Here is a 26,248-nt window from a genome sequence, read left to right as displayed (position 1 = left end):
GACCAAGGTCGTGAATGACTTGACCACGCCATGGCGAAGCCAGCTTAGGCTCGGGGACGGACGGTATGGTGCGTTCTGGGATGAACGTCTGGCTGCTTTCAAGCCTTCTTCTCTCTGCCGCTCCTCTTTCGGCCCGCGCGGGCCCAGTCGACGAGATCAAGCTGAATTTCCCTGTTCGATGCGAGCTGGGCTCAACCTGTTTCATCCAGAACTACGTCGACCATGATAGCACCGACCGGGTTCGCGACTATCAGTGCGGCGGTCGAAGTTACGACGCTCACGACGGTACCGATATCAGAATTCCCGATATGGCTGTCCAGCGCCAGGGCGTCGAAGTCCTTGCAACTGCTGCCGGTACGGTCATCGCGACCCGCGACGAGATTGATGACATTTCGGTGCGTACGATCGGCAGGACAGCAATCAAAGGCAAGGAATGCGGCAACGGCGTGGTTATCGATCACGCCAATGGATGGAAGACCCAATACTGCCATTTGGCCAAAGGTAGCGTGCGCGTCAGTCGGAATGAGCGTGTCTCGCCAGGGCATACGCTCGGCCTGATAGGCCTCTCCGGAGACACGGAGTTTCCTCACCTTCATCTCACGGTAAGGCATCTGAACAAAATCGTGGACCCCTTCGCTTACGAAGCGGAGCCGACAGTCTGTGGGAGCGGCCGTCCGATCTGGACCGGGTTGACGAGGGAATACAGGGCACCTGCTCTCGATCGCGACAAAGCCCAGTACTTTGTCGCGTCCGGACGAAAGCGGAAAGATGAGGCGTGGAAGCCAGGCAGCTACACGGCGGCATATTCGGTTTCAGGAAACGACGGAACCGTACTGAGCAAGACCTTCGACGTTCAACTTGGCGCGAGATAGCGCCGCCCAATGTCAGATCAATGATGGTGATGGTGCGCGTGTGGCGTGGATTCGTCCGTGCGCTTGGCATAGGTCATAGCCTCGATATACGCGATGACGTCGCTCGAATCGAATTCCGATAGCCCCAAATTTGGCATTCGCACGGCAGGGTATTTTTGGGCGAGCGCGAGCGCGGCGGGATCTTTGCTGGCTCTCACCTTCTCCGGCTCCATGATATATGCTGTGAGCCAATCGCGGCTCCTTCGGGTATTGACGCCTTGGAGATCTGGCCCCACCCTGCTGCCACGACCTATGGTATGGCACCCCCCGCAGGTTTTCAGAAATAGAGCCTGCCCCGGCAGGTTCAACGGGTCGTCCACGAACGTGCCGGCATTGGCTTGCTCTGCGGGCCGTACTGCTGCGCGCTCAACAGGGTCCATCGCACGAACGGCTGATGCCAACACGTTGATGTCACCGAATGCCGAATTCCTTTCCCACTCGCCCGTGACGTCGTTGAACAATAGGACTTCGTTGCGATGCTCGGTCAGAGCCCGGCTGCGTTCGCCAAGTCGATGGCGGATGAGCTCGATGTCTTGCGCCTTGCCAGTGAGGAAGAGCCAGCTTCCTCCGATGCCGAAAGCCTTGCTGTATTCCTTCAGCTTGTCGGGTGTATCATTCACCGGATCGATGCTGATCGACACAAAGAAGTAGTCTCGCCCCGCACTGCCGGCGAGCTTGTCCTCGAGCTGTGACAATCGCGCGGTCACGACCGGGCAGATATCGCGACAGCTGGTGTAGATAAAGCTGATGATGCTGATCTTACCCTTCATCACGTCGTCATAGAACAGCAATGTTCGCCCATCCTGCGTGACCACGGGGACGTTGGGGATGTAGCCCTCCTTCCAGCGCGTCTCTGCGCTTTGTGTTACCCCGGTCAAGACCACCATGGCGAGCGCGGCAAGCCAGCTGCTTGCTGCCGCTCCCCCCCAGACACGCACGCGTGACGCCACGGTGAAGCGCATGCCCGCCTCCTAAGTCTTCGATATGGCACCAGTGAAGAAGCGGCTGTTGGCCGGATCTGCCTCCGGGAGCACCTCGGGTTGCTTCCAAGTCACGCCACTGGCAGACGGAAGCGGCGTCATCGTCGGCTTGTAGTGGGGGCTCGATCCAGTCTTGGCGTAATCCGGATCGCCGGGGGGTGGCGACAGCAGCTGGTATCGTAGCAGCATGGCGAAGTCCTCGTGAACTGTGTTGTGGCAATGGTTGACGTAGGAACCGCCGAATTCGCCAAACCGGACCTGGAACTTGACCCGGCCGTCGGGCCGCAGCCGCCAGACATCCTTTCTCACCAGCAATTCCGTTGCCGGAATCGTGGCCGCCCCCCGATTGATGGTAACGCCCTCTTCGAAGTGGAGGTGGATCGGGTGGTCCCAACCACCGCCACCGTTGATGAGCGTCCAGTGCTCGACTTCACCGGGCTTGGGAATAAGGGCCGAGATGCGGTTTGCATTGAGTGTGTGCGCTGCCTGCCCGTTCACGCGGATCGACCACGGGAATATCAGGGTGTCGCCGCAGTCGGGGATGCATTGTTTTTCCGGGTTGTTGCGCGAATCTCCGTCGCTGAACCTTCCGAACTCGATGACCCTTTCTCGAACCGGAGCCACCACGGGAATTTGCGTGGTCAAGGTACGTCGACCCGTCCGCCAATCGGAATCGCTCAAGTCGACGCTGGGGTCCGGAGTTTCCGCCGTATAGGTCGTGCTTGGATCATCGACGCTCTTCAGCGAGTAAACGACACGGAATTCCAAGATCGGGCCGACGCACGGATCTTCCTCGCCCTTGAAAGCCTTCTTGAGCGAGACGGCCCCATCCGGCTTGCGTCCATCCGACTGCTTCAAGAGATTGAGGAAGTAGAGACTGTCGCCGGGCCGGAACGCGGAAAAGTCGATGACGATATCGTAGCGCTCGGCAACACCCTGCTCATCAAGCTGGGTGAGCTGGATCGGGCTGACGACGAAATTGCCGTCATTGGCTATGAAGTAGAACGGCACCGGCGTTTCCGGCGCAAACCTCAGGCTTTTGTTGACCGCCAGCGCCAGCTTGATGAAACGTGACATCGAGGCGTTCAGGATCCGGAAGCGATACCGGCGGGGAAGAACCTCGAAATAGGGATAATAGGATCCGTTGACCAGGAGCATGTCGCCGACGAATCCGTCAGTGTCGAAAATGTCGAAAAACAGCTGACCGTCCTTGTCCATGGCTGGGTTGCTGACCACCAGATTGACGTCGAAATCGACATTGCCCCAAGGGAGACGATTTCCACTCGGCAGTCTGAGGTTGATGTTGTTTCGGTCGGCCCTGTCGCTGCCGCGGTCCGGGCCACTGTAGTAGTTGCACATCGCGAACATCCCCTTGTGGACGTTCTCGGCGGTGAAGAAGAACCGATGATCGTGCAGCCAAAGTGTCCCTTGCAGTTCACGAAAATCTCCGGCGACCGGAACGATGCCGTCGCCATCGTCGGGGCCGGAGGCCTTGCGCAGGTAATCCGGATCACTCGTCGGCCAGACGCTCGGCATGTCGCGTCGGGCCAGCGCCGTGCTCCAGTGGTAATCATAGAACGTTCCTGGAAAGTGGTAGGCATTGCAGGCGCCGTCGCTCTCGGCGCCATTGTGCGCATTGTGGAAATGAATCGAGATTTCGTTGCGGCCAAAGCCACCGTTGAGGGCGCGATCGACCGGCAGATCGTTGTAGATTCGCGTTAGGACAGGCTCGCCGTAGCGAGCCTTGATGAGACAAGGCGTTCCGTAGCCCGTCCTTCGCCCCTCTCGCGCTCCCCGCATTCCGGGTGATCGCGCTCCGAACGACCACATGGCGTTAGGATTCTGGTCAGGCATCTCATCACAGAATTTCGTCGCCGTGCGGCATTGGCCCATCGAGAGGAGATAGCCGACCTTCGGATAGAATTCCTCCCAGCGTTGATGCGCAAATAGCGGACCTGGCGGACGCCCTTCCATCGGCCCAATATAGGTGACCGGATTGCGGTAGCCGGCGCGCCCTGAATTGTCGTAGTCGGTGTGGTACGATAAATTCTTGGCAGCAGGCTCGCTCATCCCCGGAGCGACTTGCCACGCCGCGTCGCCGTTGGTCTGACGTAACAGTGGAATAGGCTTCTGCAATTCCTGCCGCGGCATCCGGTGAGTGAATTTTTTTGCGCCGAACAGCGGGCTTGGCGGCGTGCCTGTCGGCACCTGCGCGTATGCACTTGTTGCGAAGGGACTTAGTCCGTTCTTCGCCAGGATTGCGCCTGTTGCCGTCAGCAATCCCCATCGAAACAAATCTCGCTTCGAAATACTGCCTTGCGAAAGAGCGCTGACGATTTCAAGCCGGTTCGCACGAGCGTCCTCGGCCTCTTTCAAGCGGCGCTTTGACTCGCTTTTGGAGAGATACATGTCTAGCCCCACCGCAATCATGATTCAGAGAAGCTGAACCTGAGCTACGGAATCGCGGAGAACAAGGTACCTAGGTCGCAAACGCCACGCCTTAGGTCTCGTGACATTTCAGACCAAAGTCTTAACGCCGCAAGTTTGGGAGGACTACAGGCGACGCTTCGGCTCGAACGTTGTCCGGGTTCGCCATTCGAAAGAAGAGATACTCTTGCGAACTTGCAGGAGATCACAGCATCCTAAGAGTGAGTTTTCGAGCTGTGACTTGACGAACGAACGCTCGCGGCGGTAGCTCGAAGTAACGCGGTGAGCGTTTTTCGCCTAGTGTTGTGTTTGCTGTTTAGACAAATTATATCTCGGTGTGCAGCAGTGCTGCTAGCAGCGTCTCCGCGAATATTTCGATAGCTACTCATAATCCGCGTTAGAAACTCCGTTGCTTTTCATAACGTGGTCGCACGGCTGTCGAACTCGAAGTTGGCCTGTTGCTTCACCTAGATGTCCGTCGAGCGCGGGGCGTCTAAGTGTCCCGAGGCTAGGCGATGTCGGCGCGTAAGACGACGGGGCACGACGCATGCACGTCATTGTGAAAGGCTCAAGATGTCGACATTCGAAGCGGACTTTCCAAACAACGCGACCGCCTTCACCAAAGCCATTGGCGTGTTGATGCGCTCGCCACACTATCGCGAATACACGATTGGCGACCTCGAGTGGCTGCTCATTCCTGCAATAGCAAATCGGCAGTATCGGTTTGCCTTGGCGACAAGCGAGGCGGACGACAGTCGGACACTTCCGGCCGCGATCGTACTTTGGGCGCTTCTATCGCCGGAGATCGACCAGCGTCTGACAGCAGCGGCGAATTTCCGACCGAGGCTTGATCCGGCCGAATGGATGTCAGGCGATATTCCCTGGCTGGTGCATGCCGCCGGCGAAGAACGCTTCGTTTACCCAGTCGTGAAGGATCTGCTGCAGACGACATTCAAGAATCGCAAGGTCAAGATCCTTGGTCGCAATGGCGACGATGGCGCCAAGATTTACATCCTTGAAACGGCGGAGAGAACGTTAGACGCCACTTTAAGACGCTTCAGTAAGCACCTCGTCGATCGGCGGCGCGACATGAACTAGGCTCTAGCTGCGCCTCTGTGCGCGCGGCCGATCGTCTATTCGAGGACGAAACGACTCTGTCGCTATTTCGATTCCGTCGTACTAGCGCCTGTGTCGACCATACTGCTCCGCGCCTTGCGGTGCGTTGCTAAGAAACTTTACGTTTAAGGTTTGGCATCGACGCATGCTCGGATCAGCGCAGTCGCCTTGGCCCGCCCAGACTTGCCTCGATAGATTACAAGCATCGCCGATCGTAATTGTACCGCAACCAGGCGAGCCCGTTCGCAGATCACTACAATTAAAGGCAAAAGCGGGCAGCTGGCGCACGACCCACGTGTGGTGATGTCGGTCGCCCACTTTGAGTCAAGGGCTGACTCTGACCTCTGTCTGCTGTGACGTCCGCTTTTCTCCCAGCTCCAGACATTCGCAGATGAGTTGTTACGGAATAAGTCGGCCAACGGCCGACGGCTACGCGTGCTCCTCTAAAGGCAACAGCAGCGAGACCCAGATTAGCCTCAGTCGCTCGGTGGCAGGCCTTTGACCATAGTGCGCGGGATTGTAGACTTGAGGTCTCAACGTTGAGTCTCCCCGCAATAGACGGTCGAATCATGTCGTCGGAAAACACCGATCGGATAAGAATGTCCGAGATGCTAGGCCGGTCTCCCGATTACCGCTTTCTCCGCAAGCTTCTCCCGCGGAACGAATTCTCCGCATTCAATAGGCAGATAACTAGGACGGGTATTCTTATCGATGTCGAGACAACCGGCCTGAAAACTGCGCAGGATGAAGCCATCGAACTTGCCATGGTCAAGTTCACCGATCTGCCAGACGACAGAATAGCAGCCATAGCCGAGGTCTTTTCTTCAACGAACCGTCGATCCCGATCCCGGAGGAAATCACCGAACTCACCGGGATCACCGATGAAATGGTGTCCGGGCATCGTATCGATTCCGATGCCGTCGCGTCGTTCGTCTCGGATGCTGTGCTGATCGTAGCCCACAACGCAAACTTCGACCGAAAGTTCGCGGAAGGCTACTGGCCGGCGTTCGAACGAAAGCCTAAGGCATGCTCCGCAACGGAAGTGGAGTGGCGTAAACACGGCTTCGATGGATCTCGTCTCGGATATCTTTTGGCCGGCGGCGGTCTGTTCCACCAAGCACATCGCGCCATCGACGATTGCAGGGCGTTGATAGAGATCTTGGTGTCTGACGTCTCAAAGCTGAATCGATCCGCCTTCGCCGTTCTGCGCGAACGGGCTCGCCGCAAAACGATTCGGATCTGGGCGGAGCACGCTCCATTTGAATTGAAGGACATGTTGAAGAGACGGGGCTATCGCTGGAGCGACGGCTCCGATGGGAGGCCGCGGTCCTGGTACGTTGATGTGGACGAAGCAAACCAGGCTGCAGAGGTCGAGTGGAGGGATTGACCAAGATAGCAGGTCGCCTGATGAGACCGATCAGATTTTGTCAGAAACCTCATCGGTACCGGCACGTCGGCATGCATCGGCCAATCGAATACTTTAATTCCGAGTCGTGGTTCGTCGGGAGAATTTCGTTCCCATCGGTCGAGCGAGAGCGATGCAAACTGCTTCTCCAATAAGCACTCGGTCTGCCGGAAAATGCCGCACCAGACCGATTCGAGTGTTAGTAAGATTCGGAGAAAATGCGGTTCTCCGAGCTTCTCGAAGGCCATTTTTGATTGGCTGCGGCAGCCTCTGGTGAGGAAAATGCGCGAAAATGGCAGGATTTCGACCTGTCTGCACATTGAAGTACGAGATGACTTTGCCGGGCTGGCGGAGAGAGTGGGATTCGAACCCACGGTACGGTTTCCCGCACACACGCTTTCCAAGCGTGCGCCTTAAGCCACTCGGCCATCTCTCCGGAGCGCACTCTCTTGAAGGGGCACCGATGATTTTGCAAGGGATCGCGGGGAAATCGGATGATTTTTCCGTAAGATATTGTATTTTATAGACAATATCAGGCGCGGCGCCAACGCTCGGAACCGCCAGCCGGCTGAACCGGTGGCGGGTTTGGTGCGACGATTCACTCAAGACCGTCAAAAACGTCCGGGGGCACCATGACCATCCGCAACACCATCGCCGCGCTGAGCCTGATCTCGGCCCTTGCCGCCGCCTTCGCCTTGCCGGCCGCCGCACAGGTCTGCACCCGGCAAGGGGTCGATGTCAGCTGTGACGACGGGCGGCGCGGGATGCTTTCCGGCGATGCCATCCTCTGGCCGGACGGCACCCGTTCGAGCGCGACGCCGCATCAAAGCGTCATCATCGGCAACAAGAGCTCGGTGCATGTCGGGCCGGGCGTGTTCGTCGGCCAGGGTAAGGGCGTGGTGCCGCTCGACGATCCGAACGCGCCGAACAAGCGGCAGTGCGCGATTCTGGAGGGCGTGTCGTATTGCTATTGAGGCTCTCGTCTTCGCCCCCTGCCCTCCCCGCAAGAAACGGGGAGAAGGAGACTAGATCAACCGCACGCCTGAGATCGCCGACTTGAGCCAGCGCAGCGCCTGCGGCGGCTGGTTGGCGAGCGGAGCGACCGCGGCCTTCTCCGTCCGGCACTTCTCCAGCTCAGCGACGAAATCCGCCGACCATTGCTGGATGGTGTGGCCGCGCAGCTTCTTCATCATCGCATCCCAGCGCATCTTGCGCTCGGTGAGCGGCATCGCGGCCGCGACCGCGATCGCGCGCGCCATCCCGTCGATGTCGTGCGGATTCACCAGCAGCGCGGCGTCGAGCTCGTTGGCCGCGCCAGCGAATTTCGACAGAACCAGCACGCCGGGATCGGCCGGGTTTTGCGCGGCGACATATTCCTTGGCGACAAGGTTCATGCCGTCGTGCAGCGGCGTCACGACACCGATCTGCGCCGTGCGATAGAGGCCCGCGAGCACGGCCTGGCTAAAGCCTTTGTTGAGATAGCGGATCGGTGTCCAGTCGGCCTCGCCATGGCGGCCGTTGACGTCGGACACGAGCCGCGCGACCTCGTTCTGCAAATTGCCATAGGCTTCAATGGCACCGCGCGAGGGATTTGCGATCTGTAGCAGCGAAATGCTGCGCGCAAACTGCGGATGCTCGGTCCAGAGCCGATCGAACGCGCTGATGCGGTTGACGAGGCCCTTGGAATAATCGAGCCGGTCGACGCCGATCGCGAGCCGCTCACCGTTGAGGCTGCGGCGCAGCCGCGACACATCCGGATGCGACGCCGATTTCGCCGCGTATTGCGCGAACTTCTCGGCGTCGATGCCGATCGGAAACACCTCGCAGCGCGTTCGGCCATGCTGCGAGGTCGCGACGCCGTCTTCGACGGCGAGGCCGAGTTCGCTCGCGACATAGCCGAGAAAATTCTGGCAATCGTCATGGGTCTGGAAGCCGATCAGATCGTAGGCCAGCATCGCCGTGATCAGCTCGCGATGGTTGGGCACGCCCTGCATCACCGCGGCGACCGGCCATGGCGTGTGAAGGAAGAAGCCAATCGGATCGTCGACGCCGAGATCCCGCAGCTCCGCGCCGAGCGCGAGAAAATGGTAGTCCTGCACCCAGAACGCGGTTTGTGCTTTCCGGAAGCGCATCAAGGCGCGCGCCATGAAAGCGTTGACCTCGCGATAGCTGACATAGTCGTCGCGCGAGACGCGGATCAGATCGCTGCGCGAGTGCAGCGCCGGCCACAGGGCAGAGTTGGCAAAACCTTCGTAATAGCCGCCGTAATGCGCCGCCGGCAGATCCAGCGTGGCAATCGCGCCCGAACCCAGTGCTTCGATCTCGGCGAACGGCTCCTTTTGATGTCCGTCACGCACACGGCCCGAGGAACCCACCCAGATCGCGCCCGAATGTTCCACAACGGGTAACAACGCCGCCGCGAGACCGCCCGTCATGGGCTCATTGGCCTTGCCGCGCGCGACGCGATTCGAAACGACGACTAAATTCACAGGTCGTCCCCTCCTGTTTCATTCCACCCCATTTAACTGCCGTTCATCAATATGGTTCCTGATCATCCTTTGCACCAATTGAAACCAAAATCGGGCGTGCGCGTTGGAACCGGTTTACCTTCACGGAACCCAACGATTTCGCTACACAAACTTGGTTTTGGAACATTGGCGCGCGCAGCATGAAGCGGTCGCGCTGGAGAGTTACGCGCGCGATATGTGGCTGCGAGATGTCGGCGCCTTATTCCAACCTTGAGTCGTCGAGCAGCCGCGCAAGGAACGCGCGCACGTCGTTCGGCGCGTCGAAGTGCCCGTTGACACCCATGGCGCGGCGGCCGACCGAGAAGGCGAGCCCGTTCATGTCGGGCATGATCGCGAACACGGTCTCGTCGGTGACATCATCGCCGATGAAGATCGGACGGCGCCCCTTGAAAGGTTCGTGCTTCATCAATTCGCGCACGCCGGTCGCCTTGGTGAAACCGGAATGCTTGATCTCGCAAACGAACTTGCCGGGCAGCACCTCGATCGGCGCATTGGGCAGGTCGGCGCGGATCAGCGAAACGGCTTCATAGATCGCCTTCTCCGCATGCGGCGCGAGGCGGTAATGCAGCGCCAGCGAATAGCCCTTGTCTTCGAGCAGAATGCCGGGACTGAGCTTGGCAACCGCCGCGAGCCGCCGCTTCAACTCCTTGTCCAGCGGCGGCGCGCTGACGGCGTCGGCTTCGTTGTCGACCGAAAGCCGCATCTCCGCGCCGTGGCCGGCGACGGCGCGGAAGACATCGGGCGCGAAGATCAGGTCGATGTCGTTGAGCGAACGGCCGCTGACCATCGCCAGCGCGCCCGAGGTGCGCTCCGTCAACCGGTTCAGTGTTTCCGACAGGCCGGGCGGCACCCACACCTCGCGCGGCGTCGGCATCAGGTCGAGCAGCGTCCCGTCGATGTCGAGCAGGATCGCTGTTTCATTGAGATGCGGCACAAGTGCGTGGGGCACCGGCACCGCATCGGGCGCTTCATCGTCGACCATGGTGCGCTTCTGATCCAATTCAGCCAGTTCCGATTTCATAGTCTACTCCATGGAAGCAAGCGGCCGCGCGATTTCTTCGAGCGATCTGCGTTCCGCCGAGACGGCATAGCGCCACGCCACGATCGCGGCCGCGATCATCAGGAATGCCCCCAGCAAATAGCCTGCGAACACGCTCGTGCGTGATCCCGTATCGATCAGCGCCCCGAACAACGCGGGGCCGATCACGCCGCCGATGCCGGTGCCGACCGCATAGAACACCGCGATCGCGAGCGCGCGGACTTCCAAGGGAAAAGTCTCGCTGACGGTGAGATAGGCGGCGCTCGCGGCCGGCGAGGCAAAGAAGAAGATCACCATCCAGGCGATGGTCTGCCCTTGCGCGCTCAAGGCGCCGATCGAGAACAGATAACCCGACAGCGCCAGCAACAGGCCCGACGTCCCGTAGGTGAACATGATCATGGTACGGCGGCCGAGCGTATCGAACAGGCGGCCGAGCAGCAGCGGACCGAGGAAATTGCCGGCGGCGAAGGGGAGCAGATACCAGCCGACATGATCGGCGCTGATCCCGTAAAAATCGGTCAACACCAGCGCAAAGGTGAAGAAGATGGCGTTGTAGAAGAAGGCCTGCGCGATCATCAGCACGAGGCCGACCATCGCCCGCTGGCGATACACCGAGAACAGCGTGTGCACGACCTCGCGGATCGGCGTGTGACTCCGCATTTTCAGGCGGATCTTGGCGAACCGGCCATCGCTCGTGTCCTGGTCGTGTCCAATCACCGAGCGCTCGATCTCGTCGACGATGGCGTGGGCCTGGTCGGGACGGCCGTGGATCATCAGCCAGCGCGGACTCTCCGGAATCCACATCCGCATCAAGAGCACGACGAGGCCGATGGCCGCGCCGATGAGATAAGCGAGGCGCCAGCCGAGATCGGGGCCGATCACCGCGGGATCGAGCAGCACGATGGCCGCCACCGCGCCCATCGCGGCGCCGATCCAGAAGCTACCGTTGATGACGAGATCGGTCCAGCCGCGATAGCGCGCCGGCACCAATTCCTGGATGGTCGAATTGATCGCGGTATATTCGCCGCCGATGCCGGCACCGGTGAGGCAGCGAAACAGTGCGTAGCTCGCGACATTCCATGACAGAGCGGTCGCGGCCGTCGCCGAGAGATAGAGCGCGAGCGTGATGAAGAACAACTTCTTGCGGCCGATGCGATCGGTCAGCCAGCCGAAACCGAGCGCGCCGAGCACCGCGCCCGCGAGATAGGCGGAATTGGCAATGCCGAGATCGAGATTGGAGAAGTGCAGGGAGGGGCTTTGCTTCAGCGCGCCGGAGAGGGCGCCGGCCAAGGTCACCTCGAGGCCATCGAGAATCCAGGTGATGCCGAGCGCGAGCACGACCCGGGTGTGAAAGCCGCTCCACGGCAGCGCATCAAGTCGTGCGGGAATGCTGGTTTCGATGATGCGATCGGCCGCGTACGCCGTGGAGACCACAGGTCCATCGTTCGGCGCTGGGCTTCGCTGCAATTCCATCGCGTTGTTGCATCTGACCAATGGACATGGCCCCGGTTCACATGGCGTGGACGGGAGCGATCCGATCAAGGGGGTGCGGCATTCCGCCTGCCACCTGCGACAACGTCTGCGGCGAGGGCAGGTTCCCGCAGGAACGGCCGCTCGCGGCGCTGGTTTTCGGTGGAGCCGCAAGGAGTTGACGCATGGCTCATGCCAGAAAGACGACACATTCTCGCAAAACAGCGGCGCGCAAGAGCACCAGGCGCGCCGCACGAAGCGCTGGTCACAGCGCGTAACCAAGGAGAGCGACGCGCTCGACCTCAAGCAAGGCGTGTTCAAGCTGACCAGCGCGAAGAAGATCGCGGCTTCCCTGAAGCGCTCGGCGGAGCACAGCGCGCGCCGCAAGTCCGGCGCCTATCGCTCGGCGCTGTCGATGCTGACGTTCTATATCAACCGCGCCGGCAAGACGCTGCCGCAGACGCAGCGCACGCGGCTGGAGCGGGCAAAGGTGGAGCTGAAGCGGGCGTTCGGGAGGGAGTGAGCGCCAGGTCGTCCTGGACAAGCGGAGCGCTGATCAGGACCTATGACCCCGGGGAGCGGTTTGGCGATGACTCGGAGTTAGCAGTTCGCCCGGCAACTCCGGCTTGGGATAATGGGTCCTGGCTTTCGCCAGGACGACATTGGCGGGAATGCCCCTACGCTGCCCGGATATTCCCCATGAACCGGTCGAGCTCGGCGCGCAGGCGGGTGCTTTCGGACGACAGTGTCTTGGCCGAATGCAGCACCTCTTCCGAGGCCGAGCCGGTTTCGGCGGCGCCGCGGTTGACCTGGCCGATGTCGGTGGCGGCGGTCTGAGTGCCCTGCGCAACCGTCTGGACGCTGCGCGCGATTTCCTGCGTCGCCGCGCCTTGCTGCTCCACTGCGCTCGCAATCGACGTCGAGATCGACGAGATCTGGCCGATGGTGGCGCCGATCTCCTTGATCGCCGCGACCGACTCGGCCGTCGCCCCTTGCATGCCCGTGATGTGCGAGGAGATCTCGTCGGTGGCCTTCGCGGTCTGGCTCGCCAGCGACTTCACTTCGCTGGCGACAACTGCAAAGCCGCGCCCGGCTTCGCCAGCGCGTGCCGCCTCGATCGTCGCATTCAGAGCGAGAAGGTTGGTCTGCTCGGCGATCGCCGTGATGAGCTTGACGACTTCGCCGATCTGCTGGGCGGCATGCGAGAGCTTGCCGATGCGGTTATCGGTCTCCTTTGCCTGCACCACGGCAGCTTCGGCAATGCGGCTGGAATCGCGGACCTGGCGGCCGATCTCCTCGACCGAGGCCGAGAGCTCTTCGGTCGCGGTCGCCACCGACTGCATGTTGCTGGAGGCCTGCTCGGAGACGTCGGCGACCTGGCTCGACAGGCTCTGCGTCGTCTCGGCGGTGCGGGTCAGCGTCGAGGCCGCCGATTCCAGCTGCACGGCGGAAGCCGAGACGTTGGAGACGATGGCGCCGACCGCGCTCTCGAAATCGTCGGCGAAACGAATCAGTTCGGAACGACGGCTTGCGGCCTGCTCCCTGTTCTGAAGTTCGTTGGCGGCGGCATCGCGCTCGGCCTTGGCCACGGCCTGCACCTTGAATTCTTCGACCGCGCCGGCCATCTCGCCGATCTCGTCTTTGCGGCCCAAGCCCGGCAGCACGACGTCGAAATTGCCCGCGGCAAGCTCGCGCATCGCCTTGCACATCGCGATCATCGGACGCGAGATGCCGTTGCCCAGCATCAGGGCGAGCGCAGCGCCGACGGCAAGGCCGCCCAGCGCCATCATCAGCATCAGCCGCTCGGTCTCGCCGATGGTGGCATTGGCGTTCACCTCGATGCGCTGCTGATCCGCCGTCAGCTCCGACCGCAGCTCACCCGAGAGCTTGAGAATGGACGCGGCCGTCTTGGTCATCTCGCCGTTCAGCTTGACGATGACCTTCACGTTCTCGGTCAGCTTTGAAAAGGAGGCGCGGTACTGCTTGAGGAGATTGCTGATCTCGGTGACGCGGTCGGTGATCTTCTGGTCGTTGGCATAGATCGAGACCAGCAAGGTCTCCAGGAATTTGATGCGGGCGGTCACGCCGTCGGCGGTCTTCGGCTCCGGCTTGGCGACGAAAGCGCTGACCGAGGTGGAGACCGCAAGGTATTGCGAGGTGATGTCCTTGGCCGTGCTCTGAACCGAGTTCAGGCCCGCCAATGCCGCGGTATCGGCAAGATCGTCGAACTTGAAGCGGATCTTGTTGCCGACGCTGTTGAGCTCATCGGTCGCGATCTTGTTGTTGTCGCGCGTCAGCGTGATGATCTCGCCGAACACCTTGGTAAAGCTCTTGAAGTCGGCCTCGAGCTTGCCGACCTGCTCGCGGCGCGCTGCGCCCGTGGTGGCCGCCGCCGACTTGGCGATGGCGGCCCTCAAATTCTCTTCGGCTGCTTTGGCTGCGGTCTCATCATCCGCTGCGCCGGTCAGCGTGTAGGCCCGCGCCAGCCCCTGATAGGCGATCAGCTCGCGATCGACCGTCCGCGCAAGGTCTGCTTCGGCGACGCTGGAGCGGTAGGAAGCCACGGCGGCCTGTATCCGCTCGAAGCCGAAATACGCGAAAGCCATGCTGACGGCGAGGATGGCGAGCACCGCCACGAAGCCGAGGATGATTTTTGCGCGAAAACGCAAGGTAAGCAGCTTCGATATGGTCGGCTTCGACTTGACGGGCATTCCCCACCCCATTCCATTCGCGGAAAACCAGGCGCAGCCCGGAAGCAGCCCGCTTCCTGACGCGTGAGCACGGTAAATGGCAAAGGATAAGCTGCGGTAAATTTGTGGCGCCGCAACCGGCGGTTAGGTGACGCTGGGTCTCGCCGTCCTGGACAAGCGTAGCGACGGTCCAGGATCTATGACCCCAGGGAGCGGTTTGGCGATGACTCGGAGTTAACAGTTCGCCCGACAACTCCGGCTTGGGATAATGGGTCCTGGCTTTCGCCAGGACGACATTGGCGGGAATGCCCCTACGCGGCCCGGATATTCCCCATGAAGCGGTCGAGCTCGGCGCGCAGGCGGGTGCTTTCGGACGACAGCGTCTTGGCCGAGTGCAGCACCTCTTCCGAGGCCGAGCCGGTTTCAGCGGCGCCGCGGTTGACCTGGCCGATGTCGGTGGCGGCGGTCTGAGTGCCCTGCGCAACCGTCTGGACGCTGCGCGCGATTTCCTGCGTCGCCGCGCCTTGCTGCTCCACTGCGCTCGCAATCGACGTCGAGATCGACGAGATCTGGCCGATGGTGGCGCCGATCTCCTTGATCGCCGCAACCGACTCGGCCGTCGCCCCTTGCATGCCCGTGATGTGCGAGGAGATTTCGTCGGTGGCCTTCGCCGTCTGGCTCGCCAGCGACTTCACTTCGCTGGCGACCACTGCAAAGCCGCGGCCGGCTTCGCCAGCGCGTGCCGCCTCGATCGTCGCATTCAGAGCGAGAAGATTGGTCTGCTCGGCAATCGCCGTGATGAGCTTGACGACTTCGCCGATCTGCTGGGCGGCATGCGAGAGCTTGCCGATGCGGTTATCGGTCTCCTTTGCCTGCACCACGGCAGCTTCGGCAATGCGGCTGGAATCGCGGACCTGGCGGCCGATCTCCTCGACCGAGGCCGAGAGCTCTTCGGTCGCGGTCGCCACCGACTGCATGTTGCTGGAGGCCTGCTCGGAGACGTCGGCGACCTGGCTCGACAGGCTCTGCGTCGTCTCGGCGGTGCGGGTCAGCGTCGAGGCCGCCGATTCCAGCTGCACGGCGGAAGCCGAGACGTTGGAGACGATGGCGCCGACCGCGCTCTCGAAATCGTCGGCGAAACGAATCAGTTCGGAGCGGCGAGCAGCGCTCGCTTCCTTGTTCTGGGCCTCGTTGGCGGCCGCATCGCGCTCGGCCTTGGCCACGGCCTGCACCTTGAATTCTTCTACCGCGCCGGCCATCTCGCCGATCTCGTCCTTGCGGCCCAGGCCCGGCAGCACGACGTCGAAATTGCCCGAGGCAAGCTCGCGCATCGCCTTGCACATCGCGATCATCGGACGCGAAATGCCGGTGCCGAGCAGGAAAGCGAGGACCGCGCCGAGCAGCGTGCCGCCGACGGCCAGCATCAGCACCAGTTGCTCCGTCTTCCCGATGGTCGTTTCCGATTCGGACTCCAGCCGCTGCTGTTCGGCAACGAGGTCCGCCTTCATGGCGGTAGCACCCTGAAGGATCGCGCCGGCCGAACCGCTCATCTCGGTGACGAGATCCTCGATCATCTTGGCATTGGCGATCAGCTTCTCCAGCGATCCCCGATAGGCACCGAGCAATTCCTTGGCGTCCTTCAGGCCGGCGACGATCTTGTCGTCCATGGAATAGACCGCGTTGAGCGAGTTCTCGACGAATTTCAGCCGCGCCAGCGCGCTGGTCGCGATCGCCTGGTCGGATGTCAGCACGAAATTGGTCGCCGCCGCGTTCGCGGTCTGGAATTGGGCATTGACCTGCTTGGTCCCGAACTCGATCGCCTGCGCCTCGGAATCGGAGGCGTTGTTACCGATGTCGTCGAGCTTGTATTTCAGGAGGTTGGCGTTGCGCATGAGCTGGTTCTGCACCAGCAGCGCGCTGTCACGCTTGGCCTGGAGGACCTTCGCGAAGGTCGCGGAGAAGTTGGAGAACTCCTTGGCGAGCTTGCCCAGGCTCTCCTGGCGCGCCGGCATCTTGGCGCTCTTGACCGCCTGGTCGATGGCGCTCTTCAGGCCGGTCTCCGCGTCCAGCGCCGTCTTGGCGTCGTCCTCCTTGCCGGTGACGACGAAATATTTGACGGCCGAGCGATAGGCGAGCAGCTCCCGGTCGATATTACGGGCGAGATCGGCCTCGGTGACGCTGCTGCGGTAGGACCCGACCCCGGACGAGACCCGCTCGAAGCCAAAATAGGAGAAAGCCATGCTGCCGGCGGAGATCACCAGCACGGCGGCAAAGCCCAGAATGATCTTGGCGCGGAACCTGAGGGTCGGCATTATTGTGCGCTTCGACGAAAACGCGATACGCCCGGACATTCCCACCCCCATTTTCATTCAGCCGCGATCCGGTGGCGTCCCGCCCCCTGACCTAGCTGAGCAAAACTAAGGCAGAATCGATAAGGGGCGGTAAATTCGGTGCGCCCGCGGAGTTTCCGGCTCTATCGGCCAAGGCGAACTGAAAAGGCGAACTGCAAAGGGATATAGAGGCTGGCATCCCAGCTGCGCCCCGGGGCCGTGCCCCCATCCGGTCGACTCGGCCACCCCCCACCAATGCTGGCCATTCCGGATCAATGACTTTTCCATGACGCGGGCGACCAAAATCGTAGTTGCAAAGTTCCGGGTCGCTGTCTCTAATTAGAAACAATCAAAATCGACCCCGGGGAGGATTCAACCGTGTCTACAGTCAAACTGACGGTGAACGGCAAGGCTGTTGCCGTCGACGTCGAGGACCGCACGCTGCTGGTTCAGCTGCTGCGCGACCACCTCAACCTCACCGGAACCCATGTCGGTTGCGACACCAGCCAGTGCGGCGCCTGCGTCGTCCATATGGACGGCAAGGCGGTCAAATCCTGCACCATGCTCGCGGGCCAGGCCGACGGCGCCAGCATCACCACGATCGAAGGCATCGCCAAGGGCGACGAGCTGCACCCGATGCAGGCAGCCTTCCGCGACAATCACGGCCTGCAGTGCGGCTATTGCACGCCGGGCATGATCATGTCGGCGATCGACATCGTGCACCGCTATGGTGGGCAGCTCGACGAGGCCACCGTCCGCCACGAGCTCGAAGGCAACATCTGCCGCTGCACCGGCTACCACAACATCGTCAAAGCCGTATTGGACGCGGCAGGCCGCATGAAGGTCTCGCAGGCGGCCGAGTAAGCGGCCCGCCTCGAAATAAGAACCATGGCCGCCGCTTTCGAGGGAAAGCGCGGTCAAGACAAATTCCGGTCGGGAGGACCAGACATGGGTGTTGAAGGCATTGGCGCAAGCGTCGTGCGCAAGGAAGACAAGCGTTTCATTACAGGCAAGGGCCGCTACGTCGACGACATCAAATTGCAGGGCATGACTCATGCCCATTTCATCCGCAGCCCGCATGCGCATGCCAGGGTGAAGGGAATCGATTCCTCCGCCGCGCTGAAGATGCCGGGCGTGGTCGCGGTGCTGACGGGACAGGAGATCGTCGACGACAAGGTCGGCAACCTGATCTGCGGCTGGGCCATCACCTCCAAGGACGGCAGCCCGATGAAGATGGGCGCATGGCCGGCAATGGCGCCGGAGACGGTGCGCTTCGTCGGTCAGGCCGTCGCAGTCGTGATCGCCGAGAGCAAAAATCTCGCACGCGACGCGGCCGAAGCCGTGGTCGTGAACTACGAAGAGCTGCCCGCGGTCGCCGACGTCCACGCGGCTATCAAGTCCGGCGCGCCGCAGCTGCATCCCGAAGCTCCCGGCAACCAGGTCTATGACTGGGTGATCGGCGACGAGGGCGCCACCGATGCCGCCTTCGACAAGGCCGCCAACGTGGTGAAGCTCGACGTCACCAACAACCGTCTCGCGCCGAACGCAATGGAGCCCCGCGCGGCGATTGCCGATTACGATTCGGCGGAAGAGCACTTCACGCTCTACACGACGTCGCAGAATCCGCACGTCGCCCGCCTCGTGCTGTCGGCGTTCTACAACATCGCACCCGAGCACAAGCTGCGCGTGATCGCACCCGACGTCGGCGGCGGCTTCGGCTCGAAGATCTTCATCTATCCCGAAGAGATGGTGGCGCTGTGGGCCTCGAAGAAGGTCGGCCGTCCCGTGAAATGGACCGGCGACCGCACCGAAGCCTTCCTCACCGATGCGCATGGCCGCGACCACGTCACCCACGCCGAGATGGCGTTCGACGCCAACAACAAGATCACCGGATTGAAGGTGAAGACCTACGCCAATTTCGGCGCCTACATGTCGCTGTTCTCGTCGTCGGTGCCGACCTATCTCTACGCGACGCTGCTGTCGGGCCAGTACAACATCCCGGCGATCCATGCCGAGGTGGTCGGGGTCTACACCAACACCACGCCGGTCGACGCCTATCGCGGCGCCGGCCGCCCCGAGGCGAGCTATCTGATCGAACGTCTGATGGAAACGGCGGCGCGGCAGTTGAAGGTCGATCCGGCCGCGCTGCGCCGGACCAACTTCATCACCCAGTTCCCGCATCAGACGCCGGTGATCATGGCTTATGACACCGGCGACTTTAACGCCTCGCTCGACGCCGCAATGAAGGCGATCGACTATGCCGGCTTTGCCGGGCGCAAGGCCAAGGCGAAAGCCGACGGCAAGCTGCGCGGCATCGGCGTGTCCTGCTACATCGAGGCCTGCGGCATCGCGCCGTCGAAGGCCGTCGGCAGCCTGGGCGCCGGCGTCGGTCTTTGGGAGTCCGCCGAAGTCCGCGTCAACCCGGTCGGCACCATCGAGGTCCTGACGGGATCGCACAGTCACGGCCAGGGTCACGAGACCACGTTCTGCCAGCTCGTCGCGGAGCGCCTCGGCGTTCCCATCAGCCAGGTCTCGATCGTCCATGGCGACACCGACAAGGTGCAGTTCGGCATGGGCACCTACGGCTCGCGCTCGGCGGCCGTCGGCCTCACCGCGATCCTGAAGGCAATGGAGAAGATGGAATCCAAGGCCAAGAAGATTGCCGCGCACGCGCTGGAAGCCTCGGAAGGCGACATCGTCATCGAGAACGGCGAGTTCAAGGTCGCCGGCACCGACAAGGCGATCGCCTTCCCGATGGTCGCGCTCGCGGCCTACACCGCGCACAATCTGCCTGACGGGATGGAGCCGGGCCTGAAGGAGAGCGCCTTCTACGACCCGACCAACTTCACCTTCCCGGCCGGCACGTATATCTGCGAGCTCGAGGTCGATCCCGGCACGGGCAAGACCTCTTTCGTCAACTTTGTCGCAGCCGACGATTTCGGCCGGCTGATCAACCCGATGATCGTCGAGGGCCAGGTCCATGGCGGTCTTGTGCAAGGCATCGGACAAGCGTTGCTCGAGCACGCGATCTACGACGCCAACGGGCAGCCGGTCACGGCCTCGTTCATGGACTACGCCATGCCGCGCGCCGACGACGTTCCCTCGTTCAACCTCTCCCACACCACGACGCTATGCCCGGGCAATCCCTTGGGCATCAAGGGGTGCGGCGAGGCCGGCGCGATCGGGGCATCAGCGGCCGTGATCAATGCGATCACGGACGCGATCGGCAAGAACAATCTGGAAATGCCCGCGACCCCTGACAGGGTGTGGCGCACGATCCACGCGGCTTAAGGGAGGAACGAAGATGTACCAGACCGTTTATCATCGCGCGTCCTCGGTTGACGAAGCCGTCAGCCTGTTCTCCAAGAGCAGCGAAGCAAAGTTCCTTGCCGGCGGCCAGACGCTGCTGCCGGTGATGAAGCAACGCCTCGCCAGCCCGTCCGACGTCATCGACCTCGGCAAGATCAAGGAGCTGCAGGGCGTCGAACTCTCGGCCGACGTACTGACCATCAAGGCCGGCACGACCTATTTCGACATCATGCAGAATGCCGATGTGAAGAAGGCGATTCCCGCGATCGCCTATCTCACCTCGGTGCTCGGCGACCCCGCCGTGCGCTATCGCGGCACGATCGGTGGCTCGATCGCCAACAACGATCCCGCCGCGGATTTTCCGGCCGCGCTGCTCGCGCTCGGCGCCACCGTGAAGACCAACAAGCGGTCGATTACGGCGGATGACTTCTTCCAGGGCATGTTCACGACGGCGCTGGAGGACGGCGAGCTCATCACCGCGGTGTCGTTCCCGGTTCCGGCGAAAGCGGGCTACGAAAAGATGCGCCACCCTGCGTCTCGCTTCGCGCTGACCGGCGTGTTCGTGGCGCAGACGAAATCGGGCGACGTTCGGGTGGCCGCCACCGGCGCCTCCCAAAGCGGCGTGATGCGGGTCCCGGCCATCGAAACGGCGCTGAAGGCGAATTGGTCGCCGTCGGCGATCGACGGCGTGAGCATTTCGGCGAGCAATCTGCTGGCCGATATCCACGGCACGGCGGAGTACCGCGCCAACCTGATCAAGGTGATGGCGCAGCGCGCGGTGGCTGCCGCACGCTGATCATCGCGCTCTAGCGCCTCAACACAAATCTTCCGCGGCGCGCACTTCGGTGCGCGCCGTTTTTATTTTGGCCATGCGGCACGAAAACCGCTTGCCTCGCTGGCGCGAAGGCGAGAAAAGTTAATCAGCCAATTAACTCGCCCACAGAGGAATGTCCGAGGCGATTGCCGAACAATCGGCATCCGCCCGCGACCCGAGGAAATAGCAGCGTGCTCGACAAATCAGCCCCCACCTCCTCCGTTCGCACCTCCGGTCCGCTCGCAGGTTTCCGCATCGTCGAATTCGCCGGCATCGGACCCGGCCCATTCGCCTGCATGATGCTGGCCGACATGGGCGCCGAAATCGTCACGCTCGATCGGGTCGGCGCCAGGAAGAACATGAAGTCGGTCGCAGGCCGCGGCCGCAAGGTGGTCGAGCTCGACCTCAAGGACAAGACGGCGATCGCGGAGGTGCTCGATCTGCTTGCGAATGCCGACGCGCTGGTCGAGGGTTTCCGTCCCGGCGTGATGGAGCGGCTCGGCCTCGGGCCTGATGTGGTGCTCGCGCGCAATCCAAAGCTGGTCTACGGCCGCATGACAGGGTGGGGCCAGCAAGGCCCGCTCGCCAATGCCGCCGGCCACGACATCAACTATATCTCCATCACCGGCGCGCTCGCCGCGATCGGCACGAAGGAAGCGCCGGTGCCTCCGCTCAATTTGGTCGGCGATTTCGGCGGAGGCGCGCTCTACCTCGTCGTCGGTGTGCTTGCGGCGCTGCTGGAGGCCTCGCGGTCAGGCAAGGGGCAGGTCGTCGATGCCGCGATGTGCGACGGCGCGGCATCGCTGATGTCGTTCTTCTTCGACATGACCACGCTCGGCCGCTGGACCGAAGGCCGCAACGAGAACTTCCTCGACGGCGGCGCGCATTTCTACGGCGTCTACGAATGCGCCTGCGGCCATTTCGTCTCGATCGGCTCGATCGAGCCGCAATTCTACGCGCTGCTGCGCGAGCACGCCGGCCTGACCGACGCCGATTTCGACGCGCAGATGGACCGCAAGGCCTGGCCCGCGCTGAAGGAAAAACTGAAGACGGTGTTCAAGAGCAAGACGCGCGAGGACTGGTGCAAGATCATGGAAGGCACCGACATCTGCTTTGCGCCGGTGCTGACCATGTCGGAAGCGACCAAGCATCCGCACATGGTCGCCCGCAACGTCTTCGTCGAGCGCCACGGCGTGAAGCAGCCGGCCCCGGCGCCGCGCTTTTCGCGGACGCCATCGGCGGTGCGCGAGCCGGAAGCAGCGGAGATCGGCGCGGTGACGAAGGCGTGGGCGGAGCGTTAGGAGCGGCAAGATCTCCGCTGCCGCACCACACTCCGCCGTCGTCCTGGCCTAGTGCGCAATTGCGCACGGGAGCCAGGACCTATAGCCACGAAACGTGGTTTGACGAAGACCCGGAGTTACCAGCTCGCCCACCGATCGCTCCCTGGGCTAATGGGTCCTGGCTTTCGCCAGGACGACGGCTGTGTTTGACGCCGCGGCGCGCCTAAATAGCGCGCCTACGCCGCATCCACCTTCAACACCCCACGCCGGATCTGATCCTCCTCGATCGATTCGAACAGGGCCTTGAAATTGCCTTCGCCGAAACCGTCGTCGCCCTTGCGCTGGATGAACTCGAAGAAGATGGGGCCGATCGCATTGGCCGAAAAGATCTGCAGCAGCACCTTGGTCTGGCCACCGTCGACCACGCCTTCGCCGTCGATCAGGATGCCGTTCTTCTGCAGGCGCGCGAGGTCCTCGCCATGCTCAGGCAGGCGCGCGTCGATCCGCTCGAAATAGGTCTCGGGCGGCGCCGGCATGAAAGGCAGACCGGCCTCGCGCAGGCCCTCGATGGTGCTGTAGATATCGCGGCAGCCGCAGGCGATGTGCTGGATGCCTTCGCCGCGATAGATATTCAGATATTCCTCGATCTGGCCGCGATCGCCGGCGTCCTCGTTGATCGGAATCCGGATCTTGCCGTCGGGGCTCGTCAGCGCCCGCGAGAACAGGCCCGAGGCGCGACCCTCGATGTCGAAGAAGCGGATCTGGCGGAAGTTGAAGAGCTTCTCGTAGAAGCCGGTCCAGACATCCATGCGTCCGCGGTGGACGTTGTGGGTGAGGTGATCGAGATAGAACAGGCCGGCGCCGGCGGGACGGGGATCGCGCACGCCGAGCCATTCGAACTCGCTGTCATAGGCCGATCCCTTGGCGCCATAGCGATCGACGAAGTAGAGCAGGCTGCCGCCGATGCCCTTGATCGCGGGGACATCGAGCGTCTTCTGCGCGGAGGACACATCGGCAGGTTCGGCGCCGAGCGAAATCGCGCGGTCATAGGCCGCCTTCGCATCGACGACGCGAAACGCCATCGACGGCGCGCACGGGCCGTGCGCGGCGACGAAGTCGAAGCCGTGGGTGCCGGGCTCCTCGTTGACGAGATAGTTGATGTCGCCCTGGCGATAGACCGTGATGGACTTGGTCCTGTGACGCGCGACGGGCGCATAGCCCATCAGCTTGAACAGCGCGTGCAACTCTTTCGGATCGGGATGCGCATATTCGACGAACTCGAACCCGTCGGTGCCCATCGGATTGTCGACGCTGATCGTGGCCGGCGGTGCATCGTGCGGAAACGGACCCATGGTGCTCTCCCAAATTGCTGCTGGAAGGAACTATCCTTCATGGGACGCGCAAGGGGCGTGCAAATGAGACGTCTTTTGATTAAAATATGCACAGTTTGTGCATGAAATGGATGAACTACGCATGATTCCGGTGGACGCCTTCGACCTCAAGATCCTTGCCGCGCTCCAGGACGACGGCCGCCTCACCAACCAGGAACTCGCCGACCTCGCCGGGCTCTCGGCCTCGCAATGCTCGCGGCGACGGATGCGGCTGGAGGAGGAGAAGGTGATCGCGGGCTATCATGCCGATCTCTCCAGCGAGGCGCTCGGCTTCGGCGTGATCGCCTTCATCCAGGTCACGCTGGCGACCCACTCGCCGGACAATTCCAAGCGGTTTCGGGCTCTGGTCAACCGCATCGACGAGATCCAGGAGGCCTATTCGCTCACGGGCGACGCCGACTATGTGCTGAAAGCCGTGCTGCGCGACCTCAAGGGTCTCTCCAATCTCGTCAACGACGTGCTGATGCCGCACCAGAGCGTGGCGCATGTGCGCTCCTCGATCGTGCTCGACAGGCTGAAGGAGAGCACGCGGCTGCCGCTGAAGGAGATCAAACCCGGCTGAAATCGAGGGAAATCCGGCATTCGCGCTGCCCGCACGATCTGCGATGATCCCGGGCAATCTGCGGAGACTGAGCATGGCCCTCCAGCTTCGACCGAACTGCGAATATTGCGACCGCGACCTGCCCCCGAACGCAACTGATGCGCGGATCTGCTCTTATGAATGCACGTTCTGTGCGGACTGTGTGGAGACGAAACTCTCCAACGTCTGCCCGAACTGCGGCGGCGGTTTTGCGCCGCGCCCGATCAGGCCCACGCGGGAATGGCGACCGGGCGTGTGCACGACCAACCAGGCGCCGTCGGACAAGCGGGTGCATCTGAAGTACAGCCTGGAGGACGTCGCCGCGCATTGCGCGCGGGTCAAGGATGTGGCGCCGGAGAAGCGGTGACCTCTCTCCACGTCATTGCGAGGAGCCCTTGCGACGAAGCAATCCAGACTGCCTCCGCGGAGAGATTCTGGATTGCTTCGCTTCGCTCGCAATGACGGAGGTCGTGGCGGCAGCGCGCCCTACTCCGCCGCCAGAATCGTCCCTTCGACCTCACCAAACCCGACGCGATAGCCCTTGCCCTGGCACCAGCCGCGCATGACGAGGCTGTCGTCGTCTTCCAGGAATGACCGCTTGATGCCGCCGGGCAATTCGACCGGCTCGGTGCCGTTCCAGCTGATCTCCAACAGGCTGCCGCGCTGGTTCTTCTCCGGGCCGGAAATGGTGCCGCTGCCGAGGAGGTCGCCAACATTCATGGCGCAGCCGGAGGAGGCGTGGTGCATCAGCTGCTGCACCGAGGACCAGTACATATATTTGAAATTGGTGCGGCTGATGCCGGCCGGCGCGTTGGCTCCAGCGGCCCGCAAGGAGACGTGGAGTTCGAGATCGTAGTTCTGCGGCTTGCCCTGTTTGAGGTAATCGAGCGGCACCGGCTCCTGCTCCGGCCCCTTCAGACGAAACGGCTCCAGCGCCTCGCGCGTCACCACCCACGGGCTGATCGAGGTCGCGAACGCCTTGGCGAGGAACGGGCCAAGCGGCACATATTCCCATTGCTGGATGTCGCGTGCACTCCAATCGTTGAGCAGCACGAAGCCGAAGATCATCTCCTCGGCCTGTTGCTCTGTGAGCATCCCGCCCATGGCTGAGGGCTGGCCGACCACGACGCCCATCTCCAGCTCGAAATCGAGCCGCTTGCACGGTCCGAAGCTCGGCGCCTCCACATTCGGCGGCTTGAGCTGCCCGCGCGGACGCTTCACCTTGGTGCCCGAGACCACGACGGTCGAGGCACGGCCGTTGTAAGCGATCGGCATATGGAGCCAGTTCGGCTGCAGCGCATTGTCCTTGCCACGGAACATGACGCCAACGTTAGTGGCGTGTTCTTTCGAGGAATAGAAATCGGTGTAGCCGGAGACCGCAAACGGCAGATGTAGTTTTGCGTCGCGCATCGGCACCAAAGCCTGCTTGCGCAGTTCCTCGTTGTCGCGCAGCTCGGGATGATCGGCACGCAGGAGCTCGCTGATCCGCGCCCGCGTCTTCGCCCAGACCTTTGGCCCCAGCGCCATGAAAGCATTGAGCGACGGGGTCGAGAACACGCCGAGTGGCCCGACGTCGAGCCGAGAGTCCTGCTCCAGCTCCCAGAGATCGAGCACATAATTGCCGATCGCCACGCCGACGCGCGGAGTTGGATTGTCCGCAGTCGAGAACACGCCGTAAGGCAGGTTCTGGATCGGGAAGTCGGAGGCGGGATCGACGTCGATGAAGGAGCGGAGGCTGGGGTCGTTGGGGTGGGGCATCACTTGGCTCGGTCTTTTCCCTTCTCCCCTTGTGGGAGAAGGTGGCGCGAAGCGCCGGATGAGGGATATCTGTCCGCGAGTCCAAAGGGAGAGAAGTTCACGCGCGGATAGAACCCCTCACCCGTGGGGGGGGGGGGGGGGGGGGGGCCCCCCCCCCCACCCCGGGGGGGGGGGGGGGAAAAAAACACGGCGGGGGGCGCGACACGAAGGAAAAAAAACA

Annotated in this window: 19 protein-coding genes, 1 tRNA gene and 1 pseudogene; 11 read left to right on the top strand and 10 right to left on the bottom strand. The window is 62.2% G+C overall.

The genetic code is table 11. The annotated features are described in order from the left end of the window. Positions 1 to 80: 80 nt before the first annotated feature. Positions 81 to 872, top strand: a complete 792-nt coding sequence (locus AC0L2J_RS25265; RefSeq protein ID WP_473394872.1) for a M23 family metallopeptidase — start codon at positions 81 to 83, stop codon at positions 870 to 872. Positions 873 to 889: 17 nt separating this feature from the next. On the opposite strand, the gene AC0L2J_RS25260 is transcribed toward AC0L2J_RS25265, so the two are convergent. Both AC0L2J_RS25260 and AC0L2J_RS25255 read right to left on the bottom strand, forming a co-directional pair. Further along, positions 890 to 1,873, bottom strand: coding sequence for an SCO family protein (locus tag AC0L2J_RS25260; protein WP_473394871.1), 984 nt, complete (start codon positions 1,871 to 1,873; stop codon positions 890 to 892). Positions 1,874 to 1,882: 9 nt separating this feature from the next. Next, positions 1,883 to 4,300 carry a multicopper oxidase domain-containing protein gene (locus AC0L2J_RS25255; protein ID WP_473394870.1) on the bottom strand — a complete coding sequence of 806 codons (2,418 nt, stop codon included), beginning with the start codon at positions 4,298 to 4,300 and terminating at the stop codon, positions 1,883 to 1,885. Positions 4,301 to 4,891: 591 nt separating this feature from the next. Between AC0L2J_RS25255 and AC0L2J_RS25250 the strand changes: the two genes are divergently transcribed. After that, entirely contained in the window at positions 4,892 to 5,416 is a 525-nt protein-coding gene (locus tag AC0L2J_RS25250) for a toxin-activating lysine-acyltransferase (protein WP_473394869.1), read from the top strand. A gap of 856 nt (positions 5,417 to 6,272) precedes the next feature. Then, positions 6,273 to 6,821, top strand: coding sequence for a 3'-5' exonuclease (locus AC0L2J_RS25245; RefSeq protein WP_473394880.1), 549 nt, complete (start codon positions 6,273 to 6,275; stop codon positions 6,819 to 6,821). A 364-nt stretch (positions 6,822 to 7,185) separates the two neighbouring features. On the opposite strand, the gene AC0L2J_RS25240 is transcribed toward AC0L2J_RS25245, so the two are convergent. Continuing rightward, a tRNA-Ser gene (locus tag AC0L2J_RS25240) sits at positions 7,186 to 7,275 on the bottom strand. Positions 7,276 to 7,471: 196 nt separating this feature from the next. On the opposite strand from AC0L2J_RS25240, the gene AC0L2J_RS25235 reads away from it, so the two are divergent. Beyond that, positions 7,472 to 7,813, top strand: a complete 342-nt coding sequence (locus tag AC0L2J_RS25235) for a hypothetical protein (RefSeq protein WP_473394868.1) — start codon at positions 7,472 to 7,474, stop codon at positions 7,811 to 7,813. Between the two features lie 51 nt (positions 7,814 to 7,864). Here the strand turns inward: AC0L2J_RS25235 and AC0L2J_RS25230 are convergent, their stop codons facing one another. The 3 genes from AC0L2J_RS25230 to AC0L2J_RS25220 all read right to left on the bottom strand — a co-directional run bounded on the left by AC0L2J_RS25230 (position 7,865) and on the right by AC0L2J_RS25220 (position 11,879). Then, on the bottom strand, positions 7,865 to 9,328 hold the full coding sequence (locus tag AC0L2J_RS25230; protein WP_007604475.1) for a trehalose-6-phosphate synthase: 1,464 nt from the start codon (positions 9,326 to 9,328) through the stop codon (positions 7,865 to 7,867). Positions 9,329 to 9,566: 238 nt separating this feature from the next. Further along, positions 9,567 to 10,388, bottom strand: coding sequence for a trehalose-phosphatase (gene otsB / locus AC0L2J_RS25225; RefSeq protein ID WP_007604474.1), 822 nt, complete (start codon positions 10,386 to 10,388; stop codon positions 9,567 to 9,569). A gap of 3 nt (positions 10,389 to 10,391) precedes the next feature. Continuing rightward, positions 10,392 to 11,879 carry an MFS transporter gene (locus tag AC0L2J_RS25220; RefSeq protein WP_473394867.1) on the bottom strand — a complete coding sequence of 496 codons (1,488 nt, stop codon included), beginning with the start codon at positions 11,877 to 11,879 and terminating at the stop codon, positions 10,392 to 10,394. Between the two features lie 182 nt (positions 11,880 to 12,061). On the opposite strand from AC0L2J_RS25220, the pseudogene AC0L2J_RS25215 reads away from it, so the two are divergent. Further along, positions 12,062 to 12,399, top strand: a pseudogene (locus AC0L2J_RS25215) (DUF3175 domain-containing protein). Positions 12,400 to 12,553: 154 nt separating this feature from the next. Here the strand turns inward: AC0L2J_RS25215 and AC0L2J_RS25210 are convergent. Together AC0L2J_RS25210 and AC0L2J_RS25205 are read right to left on the bottom strand one after the other, a co-directional pair. After that, positions 12,554 to 14,587: a methyl-accepting chemotaxis protein gene (locus tag AC0L2J_RS25210; protein WP_473394866.1), complete on the bottom strand. Its 2,034-nt coding sequence runs from the start codon at positions 14,585 to 14,587 to the stop codon at positions 12,554 to 12,556. Positions 14,588 to 14,877: 290 nt separating this feature from the next. After that, on the bottom strand, positions 14,878 to 16,917 hold the full coding sequence (locus AC0L2J_RS25205; RefSeq protein WP_473394865.1) for a methyl-accepting chemotaxis protein: 2,040 nt from the start codon (positions 16,915 to 16,917) through the stop codon (positions 14,878 to 14,880). Positions 16,918 to 17,274: 357 nt separating this feature from the next. On the opposite strand from AC0L2J_RS25205, the gene AC0L2J_RS25200 reads away from it, so the two are divergent. The 4 genes from AC0L2J_RS25200 to AC0L2J_RS25185 all read left to right on the top strand — a co-directional run bounded on the left by AC0L2J_RS25200 (position 17,275) and on the right by AC0L2J_RS25185 (position 22,320). Next, complete coding sequence (locus tag AC0L2J_RS25200; RefSeq protein ID WP_007599059.1) at positions 17,275 to 17,760, top strand: (2Fe-2S)-binding protein; 486 nt, start codon at positions 17,275 to 17,277, stop codon at positions 17,758 to 17,760. Positions 17,761 to 17,844: 84 nt separating this feature from the next. Further along, positions 17,845 to 20,187 (top strand): xanthine dehydrogenase family protein molybdopterin-binding subunit, encoded by a 2,343-nt coding sequence (locus AC0L2J_RS25195; protein ID WP_473394864.1) that lies wholly within the window; start codon positions 17,845 to 17,847, stop codon positions 20,185 to 20,187. Between the two features lie 13 nt (positions 20,188 to 20,200). Beyond that, on the top strand, positions 20,201 to 21,001 hold the full coding sequence (locus AC0L2J_RS25190; RefSeq protein WP_473394863.1) for an FAD binding domain-containing protein: 801 nt from the start codon (positions 20,201 to 20,203) through the stop codon (positions 20,999 to 21,001). A gap of 209 nt (positions 21,002 to 21,210) precedes the next feature. Next, on the top strand, positions 21,211 to 22,320 hold the full coding sequence (locus AC0L2J_RS25185) for a CaiB/BaiF CoA transferase family protein (RefSeq protein WP_473394862.1): 1,110 nt from the start codon (positions 21,211 to 21,213) through the stop codon (positions 22,318 to 22,320). A 215-nt stretch (positions 22,321 to 22,535) separates the two neighbouring features. Here AC0L2J_RS25185 and hppD read toward each other — a convergent pair whose 3' ends face one another. Next, positions 22,536 to 23,651 carry a 4-hydroxyphenylpyruvate dioxygenase gene (hppD, locus tag AC0L2J_RS25180; protein ID WP_473394861.1) on the bottom strand — a complete coding sequence of 372 codons (1,116 nt, stop codon included), beginning with the start codon at positions 23,649 to 23,651 and terminating at the stop codon, positions 22,536 to 22,538. A 121-nt stretch (positions 23,652 to 23,772) separates the two neighbouring features. On the opposite strand from hppD, the gene AC0L2J_RS25175 reads away from it, so the two are divergent. Continuing rightward, positions 23,773 to 24,252 carry an Lrp/AsnC family transcriptional regulator gene (locus AC0L2J_RS25175; RefSeq protein WP_473394860.1) on the top strand — a complete coding sequence of 160 codons (480 nt, stop codon included), beginning with the start codon at positions 23,773 to 23,775 and terminating at the stop codon, positions 24,250 to 24,252. A 73-nt stretch (positions 24,253 to 24,325) separates the two neighbouring features. After that, positions 24,326 to 24,637, top strand: coding sequence for a DUF1272 domain-containing protein (locus AC0L2J_RS25170; RefSeq protein WP_473394859.1), 312 nt, complete (start codon positions 24,326 to 24,328; stop codon positions 24,635 to 24,637). Between the two features lie 119 nt (positions 24,638 to 24,756). On the opposite strand, the gene fahA is transcribed toward AC0L2J_RS25170, so the two are convergent. Next, the gene (gene fahA, locus AC0L2J_RS25165; RefSeq protein ID WP_473394857.1) at positions 24,757 to 26,028 is read right to left on the bottom strand and encodes a fumarylacetoacetase; all 1,272 of its coding nucleotides are present in this window, start codon (positions 26,026 to 26,028) and stop codon (positions 24,757 to 24,759) included. Positions 26,029 to 26,248 lie beyond the last annotated feature (220 nt).

The sequence above is a fragment of the Bradyrhizobium sp. MV1.5 genome (assembly GCF_055807615.1).
This window is presented reverse-complemented; position numbering and strand designations above follow the sequence as displayed.